The sequence below is a fragment of the Streptomyces sp. NPDC002640 genome, from assembly GCF_053592575.1.
Genome location: NZ_JBSFVZ010000003.1, coordinates 187675 through 200485, shown reverse-complemented (window position 1 = coordinate 200485; position 12811 = coordinate 187675). Strand labels below are relative to the sequence as shown.

The 12811-nt window shown below is 73.3% G+C and carries 13 protein-coding genes, 1 tRNA gene and 1 pseudogene; 4 read left to right on the top strand and 11 right to left on the bottom strand.

The features are described 5' to 3' along the window. Window positions 1–30 precede the first annotated feature (30 nt). Window positions 31–1056, top strand: a complete 1026-nt coding sequence (locus ACWD3O_RS05615; RefSeq protein WP_451414930.1) for a GNAT family N-acetyltransferase — start codon at window positions 31–33, stop codon at window positions 1054–1056. A gap of 72 nt (window positions 1057–1128) precedes the next feature. On the opposite strand, the gene ACWD3O_RS05610 is transcribed toward ACWD3O_RS05615, so the two are convergent. Next, window positions 1129–1584 (bottom strand): Lrp/AsnC family transcriptional regulator, encoded by a 456-nt coding sequence (locus ACWD3O_RS05610; protein WP_451408481.1) that lies wholly within the window; start codon window positions 1582–1584, stop codon window positions 1129–1131. A gap of 127 nt (window positions 1585–1711) precedes the next feature. On the opposite strand from ACWD3O_RS05610, the gene ACWD3O_RS05605 reads away from it, so the two are divergent. From ACWD3O_RS05605 to ACWD3O_RS05595, 3 genes are all read left to right on the top strand, one after another. Further along, window positions 1712–2740 (top strand): alcohol dehydrogenase catalytic domain-containing protein, encoded by a 1029-nt coding sequence (locus ACWD3O_RS05605; RefSeq protein WP_451414929.1) that lies wholly within the window; start codon window positions 1712–1714, stop codon window positions 2738–2740. A gap of 74 nt (window positions 2741–2814) precedes the next feature. Further along, window positions 2815–3102, top strand: a complete 288-nt coding sequence (locus ACWD3O_RS05600) for a type II toxin-antitoxin system RelE/ParE family toxin (RefSeq protein WP_451414928.1) — start codon at window positions 2815–2817, stop codon at window positions 3100–3102. Beyond that, on the top strand, window positions 3102–3425 hold the full coding sequence (locus ACWD3O_RS05595; RefSeq protein WP_451414927.1) for a helix-turn-helix domain-containing protein: 324 nt from the start codon (window positions 3102–3104) through the stop codon (window positions 3423–3425). The genes ACWD3O_RS05600 and ACWD3O_RS05595 overlap by 1 nt, the downstream gene beginning before the upstream one ends. 47 nt (window positions 3426–3472) lie before the next feature. Here the strand turns inward: ACWD3O_RS05595 and ACWD3O_RS05590 are convergent. The 10 genes and pseudogenes from ACWD3O_RS05590 to ACWD3O_RS05545 form a co-directional block, all read right to left on the bottom strand. Further along, window positions 3473–3568: pseudogene (locus ACWD3O_RS05590) on the bottom strand (DUF6578 domain-containing protein); the annotation flags it as partial. 128 nt (window positions 3569–3696) lie between these two features. Then, the gene (locus ACWD3O_RS05585; protein WP_451414926.1) at window positions 3697–4149 is read right to left on the bottom strand and encodes a hypothetical protein; all 453 of its coding nucleotides are present in this window, start codon (window positions 4147–4149) and stop codon (window positions 3697–3699) included. A gap of 338 nt (window positions 4150–4487) precedes the next feature. Next, window positions 4488–5048 carry a Uma2 family endonuclease gene (locus ACWD3O_RS05580; RefSeq protein ID WP_451414925.1) on the bottom strand — a complete coding sequence of 187 codons (561 nt, stop codon included), beginning with the start codon at window positions 5046–5048 and terminating at the stop codon, window positions 4488–4490. 247 nt (window positions 5049–5295) lie between these two features. Next, window positions 5296–5368, bottom strand: a tRNA-Arg gene (locus ACWD3O_RS05575). 103 nt (window positions 5369–5471) lie between these two features. Beyond that, complete coding sequence (locus ACWD3O_RS05570) at window positions 5472–6191, bottom strand: ABC transporter ATP-binding protein (protein ID WP_451414924.1); 720 nt, start codon at window positions 6189–6191, stop codon at window positions 5472–5474. Continuing rightward, window positions 6184–7302 (bottom strand): ABC transporter ATP-binding protein, encoded by a 1119-nt coding sequence (locus ACWD3O_RS05565; RefSeq protein ID WP_451415043.1) that lies wholly within the window; start codon window positions 7300–7302, stop codon window positions 6184–6186. Before ACWD3O_RS05565 ends, ACWD3O_RS05570 begins: the two co-directional genes overlap by 8 nt. A gap of 44 nt (window positions 7303–7346) precedes the next feature. Continuing rightward, a complete protein-coding gene (locus tag ACWD3O_RS05560; RefSeq protein ID WP_451415042.1) occupies window positions 7347–8246 on the bottom strand; it encodes an ABC transporter permease in 900 nt (299 codons plus the stop codon). 106 nt (window positions 8247–8352) lie between these two features. Continuing rightward, window positions 8353–9321, bottom strand: a complete 969-nt coding sequence (locus ACWD3O_RS05555) for an ABC transporter permease (RefSeq protein WP_451415041.1) — start codon at window positions 9319–9321, stop codon at window positions 8353–8355. Window positions 9322–9389: 68 nt separating this feature from the next. Continuing rightward, complete coding sequence (locus ACWD3O_RS05550) at window positions 9390–10991, bottom strand: ABC transporter substrate-binding protein (protein WP_451415040.1); 1602 nt, start codon at window positions 10989–10991, stop codon at window positions 9390–9392. Window positions 10992–11186: 195 nt separating this feature from the next. After that, the gene (locus ACWD3O_RS05545; protein WP_451414923.1) at window positions 11187–12497 is read right to left on the bottom strand and encodes a M6 family metalloprotease domain-containing protein; all 1311 of its coding nucleotides are present in this window, start codon (window positions 12495–12497) and stop codon (window positions 11187–11189) included. Between the last annotated feature and the right edge of the window lie 314 nt (window positions 12498–12811).

The following is a 12811-nucleotide window of genomic DNA, read 5'->3' as shown; positions in this document are numbered from 1 at the left end:
GCCCGGCCCGACCCGGAAGGCAGAACGCCCATGTTCACCGTCCCGCTCGACGACCACGCCCGACTCCGTCCTCTGGAGCCCTGGCAGGCACCGGAGTTCCTGGAGCACATCGACCGGGCCCGCCCCCTGGTCGACCCGTGGATCCCCTGGGCGTCGCTCACCACCGACCTGGCCACGGCCAGGTCGACCCTCCAGCGCTACGCCGACCTCGCGTCCTCCGACAGCGGCCGGATATACGGGATCTGGCTGGACGGGGTGCTCGTGGGCGGCGTCATGTTCACCCGCTTCGACGCCGCCTCGGGAGTGTGCGAGGTCGGCTGCTGGATGGAGGAGGCCGGGCAGGGCCGGGGACTGGTGACCCGCGCCTGCCGGGCGCTGATCGACTGGGCCTTCACCGAGCGCGGGATGCACAGGGTCGAGTGGTGGGTCGCCGCGGGCAACACCCGCAGCATCGCGGCCGCGCGCCGCCTGGGGATGACCCGTGACGGCGTGCTCCGGCAGCGTTACCCGTACCGCGGGGTGCGGCACGACAGCGAGGTGTGGTCCGTCCTGGCGCAGGAGTGGCCCCCGGCCGAGGCGGTGTCCACGTCGGCGTCGGCGCCCGAGCCCGCGCCCGCGCCCACGTCAACGTCGGCGTCGGGCGACCATGCGGAAATCGACCGGCTGATGGACCTCTTCATGGACTCCTTCACCAACACCGGCGGAAGGCGCCCCGACCTGGAGACCATCCGCGACCTCTTCCTCCCCGAGGGGCGGATCATCTCGAACACCGGCGACAACCCCGTCGTCATGGACCTGGACGCCTTCGTCGAGCCGCGCCAGAAGATGCTCACCGACGGAACGCTGACGGAGTTCTCCGAGTGGGAGGTCTCCCGGCGCACCGAGATCTTCGGCTCGGTCGCCCACCGGTTCAGCGCGTACCGCAAGTCCGGTGTCCGCGACGGAGCGCGCTTCGAGGGAGGCGGCCACAAGACCACCCAGTTCCTTCGGACCCCGGCCGGCTGGAGGATGTCCTCCATGGCCTGGGAGGACGAACCGGCCCGGCTCCCGCAGTGACAGGCCCACGCCCCCGGATCCGCGGCCCACGGTCACGCCACGGCCGGGTCCCGCCGAGCCGCGTCCGCCGTCTCACTCCTCCCGCAGGAGCCACGCGGCGACATCCACGTCACGCGGATGCACCGGCTCCGACAGCACCACGCCGGTAGTGGTGTCGCCCATCTCCGACAGGCGCTCGATGACCTGCTCGAGGTGCTGCGCGTCCCGGACCGCGATCGTCACCTCGTAGCAGTTCTCCCCGGTGACGTGGACACACGACAGGACGTGGCCCATGGCCAGCAGCCGGTCGCGCAGGGTCTGCGCGTTCCGGGCGGAACGGATCCGGGGTCGCAGCGAGACGTGCGCCCTCAGGCCCAGCCCCAGCCGCTCGAGATCGAGGTGGACGCCATAGCCCTTGATCACGCCGGAGTCCTCCAGGCGCCGCACCCGCTCGGCGACCGCGGGCCGGCTGAGGGACACCCTGCGGCCCAGGTCGGCCAGGCTGACACGGGCGTTGCGGGAGAGCTCACGGATGATCGCGAGATCCACCGCATCGACCGCACCCGACGTTCGGGAACCGGACATACAGCAGCACCTTCCATTCGACGGGAACAAGGCGTGCACCCCGTCGGAACGCCATGGCCGGACGGGCGGCGGCAGCCTACCGTGATCGCCCATGAGAGCCACCGTGCTGGAAGGGATCGGGCACGTCCGTCTCGTCGACGTCCCCGACCCGGTGATCGAGCGACCGAGTGACGCGCTGGTGAGGGTGTCCCTCGCCGCCGTGTGCGGATCCGACCTGTGGCCGTTCCGGGGCCAGGAGCCGTTCACGCCGGGCGACCGCATGGGCCACGAGTGGATCGGCGTCGTCGAGGACGTCGGCGCGCGCGTCACCCGCCTCCGTGCGGGCGACCTCGTCCTCGCACCCTTCGCGTTCGCGGACGGCACCTGCCGACCGTGCCGCGACGGGTTGTTCACCTCCTGCCCCGACGGCGGCTTCTGGGGCGGCCGCCATGACGGCGGCCAGGCCGAGGCCGTGCGCGTGCCGTTCGCCGACAGCACGCTCGTCCCGGTGCGCGCGGAAGCGGATGCCGAACTGTTGCGGCGGCTGCTCCCGTTGACGGACGTCATGGCGACCGGTGCCCACGCCGTCGCCCTGGCCGGTGTCCGGCCGGGCTCCACGGTGGTCGTCCTCGGGGACGGCGCCGTCGGGCTGTGCGCGGTGCTCGCCGCCCGCCGCGCCCGGGCCGGACGGATCATCCTCGTCGGCCGGCACCCCGACCGCGGTGACCTGGCGCGGCGCCTGGGGGCGACCGACGTCCTGTCCGCGGACGACCCGGCGACCGTCGCCCTCGTCCGGGACGCGACCGAGGGCGGTGCCGGCGGCGTCGCCGAGTGCGCGGGCACCCAGTCCGCCCTCGACCTCGCGATCGACCTGGTCCGGCCCGGCGGCACGATCGGCTCCGTCGGGGTCCCCAACGGCGTGGACCGCGTCGACCTGTACCGCCTGTTCCGTCACAACATCGCCCTGCGGGCCGGGGTGACTCCCGCCCGCCGCTACCTGGAACCGCTGCTCGCCGAGGTCCTCGCCGGTCGGCTCGACCCCTCACCGGTGCTGTCGGCCGAACTGCCCCTGGACGACGTGGCGACGGCCTACCAGGCCATGAACACGCGCCAGGCCATCAAGATCGCCATCCGGCCATGACGCCCCGCGGATGGGCAGCGAAACGCGCTGGCGCAGCGCCGACCGACCTGCTTCCGTTTCGCCTCTGATGAACGGTGGAGGACAAGGCGGACCGTCTGCTGAACGCACCGACGACCTTGGGTGAGCCGTACTCCCGGCACCTGGGCGGCAAGCTGCGTGAGCTCCGGTTCGCTGTGGATGGCGAGGCTGTGCGCATCCCGTACTGGCTCGCTCCCGGACAGCGGATCGTTCTGCTGACGGTTTTCCGCAAGACGAGGATGCGGGAGGTGGCGGAAGCCCAGCGCGCGCACCAGGCTCAGAAGGTCTGCGAGGCCGAGCACGACCACGCCCAGTACACCTACGATCGCCGCGAGGAGAGCTGATGAACCACAGCACATGGCGGACGCGCCGAACCCGGCAGCTTGCCGGTGAGGCGGTGGATTACGACCAGGAGTACGTCGACGCTCGGCTGGCCGGTGATCTGGGGCAAGCGGTCTACGACCGTCGCATCGAACTCGGTCTGTCCCAGGCCGAACTGGCCGAGCGGGCCGGGATGACCCAGCCCCAGGTGTCCCGGATGGAGGGCGGCGACGCGGTGCCCGCGTTCCCACTGCTGCGGCGCCTGGCCAAGGCTCTGGACGGCTCCCTGGTCGTGGCCATGGACGAGGGTGACTCCCACGTCACCTTCACCCCGCACGCTGCCTGAGACCGAGTTGCCGTACCGCGCTGCATTCTTGGCCGGCCACACACGTCCGCCTCCAGCAGCGTCCACGAGACGACATCCCCTGGCGCGAAGCTGTCGCCACAGCACTGGATCTGCCAGTCATCGACCCAGATCGTCAACGTCATGGCGCCATTGTCCGCTGACCGGAGGCCAGTCGTCATCGACGGTGGGCCTCAGGGAACCAGATGGCGGATGGGGCAGCGCTGCGCTGGATGCCTGTCTGGGCCGACCCCATGTTCACCGAAGGGGCGAGTCAGTGGCACCAGACGACGAGACGGACATTCTCCGCGCCGTGGACTTCGCTGAGGATGCGCATGACGCTCCAGACGCGGCCCCAGTCGGTGTCTGTTCCTGCGGCCGATGCGCGACTTCGTGTTCCGGAGGCGTTCGTCTCCTGCCAGTCGGTGGCGGACAGTTCGGCCCAGGTCACCCATGTCGTCCCGTACGCGAAGTCGGGGCCGGCATGGTCGGCGAACTCATGGCGCAGCCTTTCCGATGCGTCGTCCGGGAAGCCGCGGTCCTCGGCAAGCGGACGGAATCCGAAGGAGTTGCGGATTCCGAAGAGGCACGCGAGGCCGTCGTAAGCGTTGCCCCTGTGCAGCAGGAAGAGGTCGATGCCCGCTTCCCAGACTGTGTCCTCATCGTCCAGACCCCACAGACGGGCTCCTGGCCGGCACTCGATCATTCCGCTGACATCGGTCGACATGCGTGATCCTTCCGCCAGGCCCGGGAGCCGCTACCCGTATTTCGCTCCGCGCTCGCGGCGGTCCTCGGCCGATCGCCGCCGTTGCTTTCAGCCGTAGATGCCGAAGGCCTCCTACCAAGATCGGTAGGGGGCCTTCGCGCCGGTGTCCCCCGGCAGGAAGCGAACTTGCGACACCTGCTTCAGGAGATCCCTCCGGGCGGGGCTGTGACCTGGGGAGACGAATACAGCTGAGAGGTTGACCTGCGGAAAACGCCTCGCTGGTTCTCAGCGGTTCGCAGTGCTTCCCGGCCCCATGCGTACCGAATGTGTGCTGCGCCGGCTGCTGTGCTCGAGTCTGTCTATCGAGCGAGTCGGCCCGGATCGATGGTGAGAGGGAACGGCTCGTCGATCTGGACGGTCTGGCCAGGCAGGACGGTCGCCAGATCGCGGTAGCCGGAACCGTTGCGCATGGCGGTGTGGAGCGTGGGGGCGGGCTCCAGGTCGACGCGCCAGTAGTGCTCGATGCCGGCCGCGGCGTACAGGGCCGGCTTGAGTTTGCGGTCGGTGAGGCGGGTGGCCGGTGACGCGATCTCGACGACAAGGAGCACAGCAGCGTTGTTGAGGACGACGCCCGCCTCGGCGGCTGCTTCGGCATCTGCGACGACAAGGTCAGGGATGAGAAGCCCGTCAGGCACGCTGATGTTCACGGCTTCCAGGACCTCGACGTCCGCGCCCGCTTCGTCGGCGGCCCGCTCCAGCAGGGAGGCGAGCCGGCGTGAAGCCCGCTGATGGGGAACGCTGGGGGCGGGAGACATCAGGAGCGCCCCTCCGACGAGTTCGACCCGCTGATGCGTGTCCTCACCGAGAGCGAGGACATCGTCCATGGTCCACGGGCCCACGTGGTCGTACGCGACACTCATGCCTCCACCCACCTTCCGACATCTAGGCCCATGGTTGCACCGGTCGCGCTTCGTCCGTGCCCCATTGCCGATGGTTCACCCGGATACGGCCCCGGACGCTCGGTGCCACCGACCATCAGACCATGCCTCGCAGAAGCAGGCACAGAGGTGATGTCTCAGCCGTTGTTCGGTCTCGTGCGGCGGATCGGGTAGTGCCGGTGACGGTCAAAGGTCCCGGACCATGATCGGTCCGGGACCTCTTCGGTTGTGCCCCCGGCAGGATTCGAACCTGCGACACCCGCTTTAGGAGAGCGGTGCTCTATCCCCTGAGCTACGAAGGCAGTCGGCGACGGCTTCGCCGCCGGAGACAGTGTAGCGGGTGGGCCGGTGACGGCCAGGGGAGTTGCGCGGGAGAGAGGAGGGGAGGGGCGAGGGCGGTGTGGGTCAGGGGGTGGGGGTGACGGCTTCCCAGGGGAGGACGCGGTCGCACCAGCGGTGGAGGAGGGTCGCGTCGTGGCCGACGGCGAGGAGCGCGGCGCCGGTGTCGGCGCGGTAGGACTCGACGGCGGCGACCAGGGCCGCGGTGGTGGAGGCGTCGAGCATGGCGGTCATCTCGTCGCAGACCAGGATGCGCGGGCGGAGGGTGAGGGCGCGGGCCAGGCAGGCGCGCTGGAGCTGGCCGTCGCTGACCTCGTGGGGGCGGCGGGTGAGGAGGTCGGGGGTGAGGCCGACCAGGGGGGTGAGTTCGGCGAGGCGGGCGGGGGCCTCGGGGCGGCGGCCGGTGGCGCGGAGGGGTTCCGTGATCAGGTCGGCCAGGGTGAGGCGGGGGTCGGCGGCGAGGCGGGGCTGCTGGAGGACGACGCCGAAGGCGGTGCGCCGGGCGCGGGGGGCGCGGTGGCGCCAGCGGGTCACCGGGGTGCCGTCGAGGAGGAGCCGGCCGGAGTCGGGGCGGTGGAGCAGGGCGGCGACGCGGGCGAGGGTGGACTTGCCGCAGCCGCTGGGGCCGAGCAGCCCGACCGCCTCGCCCGCGGCCAGGGTGAGGGAGGCCCCGCGGACCACGGGACGGCGGCGCTCGTAGCCGGCGGTGATGTCGTGGAGCTCCAGGACGGGGCCGGAGGGCGCGCTGCCGGGGGACGCGGGGGCGGACGGGAGGGTGTCAGGCATGGGTCGGCTCCGCGGGCTCGGGGCGGCCCGGGCGGGAGGGGAGGGCCGCGGGGGCGGGGTGGTGGCAGGCGACCCCGCCCGTGGCGGGGGCGTCCGGGGTGGCGGTCAGGGCGGGCACGGTCCCGCAGGCGCGGGTGGCGTGGGCGCAGCGGGGGGCGAAGGCGCAGCCCGGCGGCAGGGCGCTGAGCTCCGGCGGCAGGCCGGGGACGGGCGTGAACGCGCGGTCGGGGAGGGCGTCGAGCAGGCCCCGGCTGTACGGGTGGCGGGGGCCGCGCGCGCCGAAGAAGTCGACAGCGTCGCAGATCTCGACGATCCGGCCCGCGTACATCACGGCGACCCGGTCGGCGGCGCGGGAGGCGGCCGCCAGGTCGTGGGTGATCATCAGCATGCCGCGCCGCCCCGTGCCGTCGGCCGGGGCGGTGTCGACGTGGCGCCGGAGTTCGTCCACGGTGCGGTCGACGAGGTCGCGGTCGAGGCCGGTGGTGGGCTCGTCGGCCAGCAGCAGCGGCGCCTCGCCGACGAGGGCCAGCGCGGTGGCGGCACGCTGGGCGAGGCCACCGGACAGCTCGTGCGGGTAGCGGTCCAGGTGGGAGGCGGGGAACGCGGCCCGCTCGGCGGCCTCCTCCGCGGCGGCGCGCAGCGCGGCCCGCCCACGCGGCACGGCGCGGGCGGCGGCACCGGCCGGCGCGGAGGGTACGGCGAGGGCGCCGCGCGCGGGCCGGCCGCCGGGGCCGGGCAGCAGGCCGCGTCCGCGCAGGCCACGGCGCGTGCCGCGCAGCTCGGCGAGGGTCTCCTCGAGCTGGGAGCGGACGGTGCGCACGGGCGTGAGGTGGGCGGCGGGGCTCTGCGGGACCAGGCCGACCAGGCGGCCGCGGACCCGCCGGGCGAGGGTGCGTTCGTCCGCGGCGAGCAGGTCGATGCCCGCGTCGCCGAGTGCGTCGCCGAGTGCGGCGCTGCCCGCGGTCTGCGCGTTGCCGGGGAGGAGCCCGAGGAGCGCGGAGGCCAGCACGGACTTGCCGCAGCCGCTCTCGCCGACGAGGACCAGGCATTCCCCGGCCCGGACGTCGAACGAGGCGTCGGTGACGGCGGAGACGATCCGTCCGCGCGGCATCAGGAACCGCACGTGGAGTCCCCGGACGGAGAGAAGGACGTCGCTCACAGCATCAGCTCCGATCGGCGGCGCGGGTCGATCCGGTCCCGCCAGGCACCGGCCAGCCCGGCCACGGCGAGGGTGGGGACGATCAGGAACAGGCCGGGGAAGAGCGTCGGCCACCACTGCCCGGCGAGCAGCGAGCCGCGGGCGCCCTCGATGAGGTTGCCGAGGCTGGCCATGTGGGCGGGCAGGCCCAGGCCCAGGAAGGAGAGGGCCGACTCGTGCCACATGGCGTGCGGCACGGAGAGCACGGCCGCCAGCCCGGCCTGCGGGAGTACGGCGGGCACCAGGTGCCGTACCGCGACGCGCCACCGGGAGGCACCGCCGGAGATCGCGGCGTCCACGAACGGCCGGCCGCGCAGCGAGAGCACCTCGGCGCGGACGATGCGGGCCGTGGAGAGCCAGTGGGTGGCGGCGATCGACAGCAGCACCGGCCACACGCCCGGCCGGAACAGGGCGACCACGAAGACGCCGAGCAGCAGGTGCGGCACCGAGGCCAGCGCGTCGACGACCCGCATGACGACCCGGTCCACCCACCCGCCGAGCGCCCCCGCCAGCGCGCCCACGGCGGTGCCGACCACGGCGGCGACCAGGGCGGCGGCGACGCCGACGAAGAGCGAGACCCGCAGACCGTAGACGCAGCGCAGGAGCAGGTCGCGGCCGAGGTCGTCGGTGCCGAAGGGGTGGGTGAGGGAGGGGGCTTGGAGTTTGGAGGCGAGGTCGACGGCCTGCTGGTCGAGCTGGGCCAGCGGGGGCACCAGCAGCACGGCGAGGACGACGGCGCCGACCAGTACGGCGGAGGTGCGCACCCGCAGCGTCCGCCAGGAGCGGTGCCGGGGGCCGCGCGTCCGCCAGGCGACCGGCGTGTCCGGGGCGGTCGCGTCCGGGGAGGCCGCCTCCAGGGCGGACGCGGCCGGGAAGGTGCTCGCGCCCGCGCCGCCGACCGCGGCGGCGGCGCCCGCCTTCGCGGCGCCCTCTCTCCCGGCGCCCGCCTTCGCGTCGAGGCCGTCACATGTCACGGAAGTCCACCCTTGGATCGAACAGGCCGTACAGCAGGTCGGCGAGGAGGTTGCCGAGGAGGACGGCGACGGTGGCGAAGACGGTCAGCGCGGCCAGCAGCGGGAAGTCCACGGACGTGGCCGCCCGCACGGTCGCGTCGGCGATGCCGGGCCAGCTGAAGACGGTCTCCACCAGCAGCGCCCCGGTGATCAGTTCGGGCACCCGGGAACCGATCAGGGTGAGCACCGGCAGCAGCCCCGAGCGGAGCGCGTGGCCCAGCAGCACGGTCCGCTCGGCGAGGCCGCGGGCGCGGGCGCCGCGCACCGGGTCCTCGGCGAGCGCGTCGCCCACGCCCTGCCGGACGTAGAGCGTGAACCAGGGCAGCTGGGAGACCGCCAGGACCCCGGCGGGCAGCACCAGGTGCTCGGCCACCCCGCCGAAGGAGACGTACGACGAGCCGCTGTCGGTGAGCCCGCCCGCCGGCAGCACGTCGAGGCGCAGCGCGAAGAACCACACGGCGAGCAGCGCCAGCCAGAAGACCGGGGCCGCGGAGAGCGTGTACGCCAGACCGGTGACCGCCCGGTCGAGGAGTCCGCCGGGGCGGCGCGCGGCGAGCACCCCGAGCAGGGTGCCCACCACCACGGCGACCGCGAACGCCACCGCGCACAGCAGCGCCGACCAGACGGCGCGCTCGGCGATCACCTCGACGACCGGCTGCCGCAGGACCGTGGAGTGGCCCAGGTCGCCGGAGAGGGCGGAGGTCAGCCAGTCCCACCAGCGGGCCGTGAAGGACTCGCCCACGCCCAGGTTGGCGGCGAGCCGGTCCAGGGTCTCCTGGTCGGCGGTGAGCGCCGCGTCACCGGCGTAGCCGCGGACCGGGTCGAAGGGGGAGGCCGCGGCCAGCACGAAGACGCCGAGGGTGACGGCCAGCAGCAGCGGCACGCCGGACAGGATCCGGCGGAGCGCCAGCCGGGCCATGGCGGCCCACGGCAGGCGCCGCCGGGCGGCGGTGGGCCGCTGCGCCGCCGCGCCGGTCGTCACGGCGGTCACCCCTGGGGCCGCCAGTCCTCGAGGTTCCACCACGGTCCGGCGCCGAAGCCGTGCTCGTGCGGCTCCACCTGGGTGTTCAGGCCCGCGGCCTCCTCGGTGCGCCAGCGGTCGGCGACGACGTAGAGGTGGTCCAGGTGGGTGAGGAAGGTGTAGCCGGGGTCCTTGGCGAGTTCCTTCTGGAGGGTGTCGTAGGCGGCCTTGCGCTCGGCGGTGTCGCGGGTGCGGCGGCCTTCCTCCAGCGCGCGGTCGACGGCCGGGTTGTCGTAGTGCGGCATGTTGTTGAAGCCGTCGCCGGCCTCGGAGGAGTGCAGCAGCGTGTAGAGGCCGAAGTCGGGGTCGCCGACGTCGCCGAAGCCGGCCAGCACGGCGTCCTTCGCCATCCGCGGCTCGATGACGTCCCAGGTGCCGGACTCGACCTTCACCTCCACGCCGATCTTCTTGGCGTCGCCCGCGTAGGCGAGGGCGAGGTCCTGCCGGACCTTGTCGCCGGCCGGGTAGTACAGGGTGAACGAGGCGCGGCGGCCGCCCTTGGCGCGGACGCCTTCCCCGCCCTTCTTCCAGCCGGCCTCGTCGAGCAGGCGTTCCGCGGCGGCCGGGTCGTGGGCGCGTTCGGTGCCCTTGGCGAACCACTCGTCGTCGACGGGCAGCGGGCCGTAGGCGGGGCGGCCGGCGCCGTCGAGGACCTTGTCGACCATGGTGTCGCGGTCCACGGCCAGGTCCAGGGCGCGGCGGACGGCGGTGTCGCCGGTCACCGGGTTGCCGGTGGGCAGGCTGACGGCGCGGTAGTCGTAGGAGGTGGCCCGGTAGGTCTTGAGGTCCGCGTCGTCCTTGAAGGTGGCGGCCAGGTTGGGGGGCAGGACGGCGCCGTCGAGGTCGCCGGAGCGCAGCCGGGTGGCCCGCACGTCGTCGTCGGGGACGATCGCCATGGTCACGTTCTTCACGGCGGGCTCGCCGCCCCAGTAACGGGGGTTGGCCTCGAACACCAGCTTCTCGCCCTTGCGCCAGTCGGCCAGCACGTACGGGCCGGTGCCGATCGGCTTGGTGTTGAACGCGCCGTCGTTGGGGTCCTGCTTCCCGGCGACGTGCTCGGGGACGATCGGCAGCACCGTGCGGGCGGCGAACGGGGCGAAGGGGTACTTCAGCGTGAAGACCACCTGGTCCGCACCCTTGGCGCGGACGCTCTCCACGGCGGCGAGTTCGCTGCGGCTGGGGTTGTTGGTCTTCTCGTCGAGGACGGTCTCGTAGGTGAAGACCACGTCGGCGGGGGTCAGCGGCTCGCCGTCGCTGAAGGTGACGCCGTCGCGCAGGGTGAAGGTGTAGGTGAGCCCGTCCTCGGAGACCTTCGGGAGGTCCTCGGCGAGGGCCGGTTCAAGGCCGAGGTCGGCGTCGCGGGAGAGGAGGCCGTCGAACAGCTTCGAGTTGCCGTCCTTGCCGTAGCCGAGGAGGGGGCTGAGGCTGTCCGGTTCGGTGGCCACGCCGATGACGACGGAGTCGGCCGGTGCCGCGGCCCGGGCGTCGCCGCCGGGCGCGGAGCAGGCGGTGGCGGCGGTGAGGGCGGCGGCGCTCAGCGCGGCGGCCCGGCGTAGTGCCCGGGGCATGGTGGAGGAGCCTCCCGTTGACTGACCGAAGATCGTTGCGGTCATCATGTTATTGCATAGGAGTCGCAATAAGGGAGGGGGCCTCGGGATCCCGCGGGCGTGCAAGGGCGTGGGAAGGGGCGTGCGGCCGTGAGGGCCTGCGGGCGTGCGGACGTCGCGGTGTGGGCGGTCGGGTGGCTGTGTGTCGCCGGGGTCTCAGTCGCGGGTGACCCGGAGTCGGTAGGCGTTGCCGGGCCCCTTGCCGACGACGTTGATGCGGATGCCGTTCTCGCGGTCCCGGAAGCTGTCCCCGGGGGCGAGGGTGGCGTCGGAGAGCTCCGCGTGGACGTTGGGGGACTGGGTGCACCCGCCGCTGTCCCGCCGGTGGTCGTGGACGGTGATCGGGCCCTGGCCGGTCTCCACACCCGCCTCGACGCGGTAGACCAGCACGCCGGGGCGGCACACCAGCTCGTCGTTGCCCTCCTGGGTGCGGACCTCGACCGCGTAGCCGGTGTCCTCGTCCAGCGGGAGCACCACCAGCTTGGGGCCGCCCGCCCGGGCCAGCGGGGTCAGCACGTGGTCGGAGACGGAGCCGGCGCGCGCCGCGCAGGCGACCTGGCCGGAGTCCAGCCAGCCCAGCTTCCACTTGTGCCAGCCCATGAGGTCGTTGTTGGCGCCCCAGTCCTCGCTCATGATGTCCCAGTGCCCGGCCGCGCCGCCGCCGTCCTGGGTGTACAGGTCCGGCAGTCCGAAGACGTGCGCGTTCTCGTGGGGCAGGACCCGGTAGCCGGTGCGGTCGTAGGTGCCCGATCCGTCGTCCTGGCGCGAGTAGACGAACGAGGTGTGCGACACGGGCACGCCGTCGGCGACCGGTGCCTCCGAGTTGGCGGCGAAGGTCACCGAGAGCACGGTGTCCAGCGCGGACGGGCCCGCGTTCGGGGTGACCAGGACGTTGAGCAGGTCGTACCGGCTGAAGTCGACCTCGGCGTCGGCCTTCTCGACGATGTCCTCGACCAGCCCGCGGTACGCGGGGTCGAAGGGGGCGCCGCGCTCTATCCCGTACTCGTCGAAGTCCTTCGGCATCCTCAGCCACTCCTTCACGGGGGCCTCGGGGCGGTAGTCGAGGCGGCCGTAGGAGCTGGTGCGGAACCAGTCCTGGGTCTGCGGGAAGAACTCGGCGTAGCGGTCCATGGCGTCGCCCTCGCCCCGGGCGTCGGGGAAGTCGACCATCAGGGTCAGCGCCCGGACGGTGCCGGTGGCCGGGGAGTAGCCGGAGGGGGTGGGCAGGCCCTCGGACATCTGGGCGTCCAGGCCGCCGCTGATCATGCACGGCGCGAGTCCGACGGCGGACCGGGCCGGGGGGACGGGGCCCGCCGCGGTGGGGTCCTCGGCGCGCTGGTTCACCGCGGAGGTGCAGACGGCCAGGCTCAGTGCGCAGACGGCCGCCAGTGAGGCCAGGCGCCGGGCCCGGACGGCCCCGGGCGGCCGGTCCTCCGGTATGGAGCGGCGGTACGCGCTGCGTCCCATGCTCGGCCTCCCACTCCACGCGACCGGTCCGTCGACCGGGCCGCACCCTTCCGCTCACCCTGTGCCGGGGCATCGGCCGCCGCCCGCTGGAAGGGGCCGGCCGGGGGTTTTCGCGGAGAAGAGGTTTGGGGTGAGGAGGGGAGGGAGGAGAGGGGCGGCGGGAGGGAGGGGAGGGGCGTGGAGAACCGCCGGGGGATGCCGACACGGCGCGCGGGGAGGGGAGGCCGGGGCACCACCGCCGGATGCCGTGCGGCGGGCGGGTGCCTGGTCGGCCACCGCCGGGCGCGCAGGCGAGGCGGGGACGCGCGGGCCGC